Below are 1,821 nucleotides of genomic sequence, written 5' to 3'. Positions count from 1 at the left end.
GCGGCGAACGTGCCGCCGGGGGACGCGGGGGGCATGCCCGCGCGGGGTGCCCCCGCGAAGGGCGCCCCGGTGAAGGGAGCTCCTGTGAACGGCGTGCCGTTCCCCGTCTCGCCCCCCGGCAACCGTCCGGCGGCCCGCGCCTCTATGGCGGCCCTGCGCGCGGCCTCGGGATCGACGGCCGCCCCGTCGGCCCCGGGGAGCGCGCCGACGGTGGTCCTGGGCAGCGGGCCGTCCTCGGCGGGCACCGGGTCGTTCCCGCACAGCGCCTCCTCGGCCGCGCCGACCGCGAGCCCGGTGAGGACGATCCGCCCGTCGTCGCAGACCAGCACGGTCCGCGCGGTGATGTTCCGGTGCACCCAGCCGTGCGCGTGCAGCACCCGCAGCGCCGTCAGCACGTCGGAGGCGACCTCGGCCGCCCGGTACGGCGTCAGCGGCTTCTCCGCGAGCAGGTCGCCCAGTGTCCGCGCGCCCACCAGTTCGCTCACTATCCACAGCGAGCCGCCCTCGGCGAACACGTCGAAGACCTGGTCGAGCCGGGGGTGGTCGGGGATCCGCGCGGCGGCCTGCGCGGCTTCCAGGGCCCGCCGGACGACGGGGTCGGCGGGCCTGCGTGTGCTGGCCGCCGTGCTCTCCCGCGCGGTGAACCCGGCGGGCAGCCCCTCCGCGTCGAGCACCTCCGCCTCGACGACCTCGGGCAGCGGCACCTGCCGGACGAGGACCTCCTGGCCGCTGTAGGTGTCGAACGCCCGCGTCTCGTGGAGGTCGTTCGTCTCGGAGAACGGCAGGGGCAGCCGGTAACGGTCGGCGAGCACCCGACCCGCGTAGTCGTCCATCGTGCCTCCCCCGGCCGTCCGGTCTGTCAATTCCGTTCGCGTCGCGGTCCGTTGTGCACCTCTACCCGGATGCGTACGGTCCGCGAGCACTCACGATACGTGCCGGAGGCAACTCTCAGAGAGGAGTTGCCACATATCCCGGACCATCCCCCGCCCGCCCCGTGCGGAAGCGTCCGTCTCACTTTTTGGGCCGGAAACTCTCCGTCAGCGCCGTCCATGTGGACTTCCGCAGCTCACCGGCCCAGTCGTCGGCCTTCGCCGTGTACATGAGCGCATACCCCTGGGTGCCGCCGACGACGAAGCCCCGGTCGATCGTCCGGTACGAGGTACCACTCTCCGTGTAGGTGAACTCCCAGTCGGCCGTGTTCCAGCCTCGGTAGCTCACCGCCTCTATTCGCACCTTCTCGTACTGCGCGCGCCGCATCGAGCGCTCCTGGCGCTTCCAGTCCGCCACCGGGTCGTCCTGCGGCGTGTCGGTCCAGGCGACGAGCAGCTTCTGCCCGCCGGGCCCGGTGAACCGGTCGCCCGCCGAACTCGCGGTCTTGAACGCCCATCCGGCGGGCAGCCCGATCGAGTACCCCTGACCGCCCTTGTACGTCGACACCGCGCCGCCCGTCGCGGGCGACACCTGCGTCCCGGCGCCCCCGCTCGGCGAGGTCCCGCCGGGCTCGGCGGACTGTCCGACGGCCCCGTCGGTGCGGGCCCCGCCCGACTCGTCCTCCTTGGTGCCGGCGCTCGTGCCCTGGCTCGCGACGGGCCTCCCGCCGTCCTCGCCCCGCGAACTGTCGGAGCCGTCGCCGTTGAGGGTGACCGCGAGGACCGTGCCGATCACCGCGAGAACCACGACCACCGCGATGATCACCAGCGTCCGCTTCGGGACGACGTCGGTGAGCGGCGCCCGCTGCACCGGCCGCGCGGGCAGGTCCGGCGGCTCCATGACGGGCCAGCCGGAACTGCGTCCGGCCGTGGGAGCGGTCGCCGGGACGGG

The 1,821-nt window shown here is 73.9% G+C and carries 1 protein-coding gene and 1 pseudogene; both read right to left on the bottom strand.

Annotated elements, in window-relative coordinates:
- Nucleotides 1-833: protein kinase (locus ACVNF4_RS35595; RefSeq protein WP_461806972.1), on the bottom strand; the 833-nt coding region annotated here is incomplete at its 3' end.
- Nucleotides 834-1,011: 178 nt separating this feature from the next.
- Nucleotides 1,012-1,821, bottom strand: a pseudogene (locus tag ACVNF4_RS35590) (serine/threonine-protein kinase); the annotation flags it as partial.

Source organism: Streptomyces sp. S6 (assembly GCF_054880855.1).
This window is presented reverse-complemented; position numbering and strand designations above follow the sequence as displayed.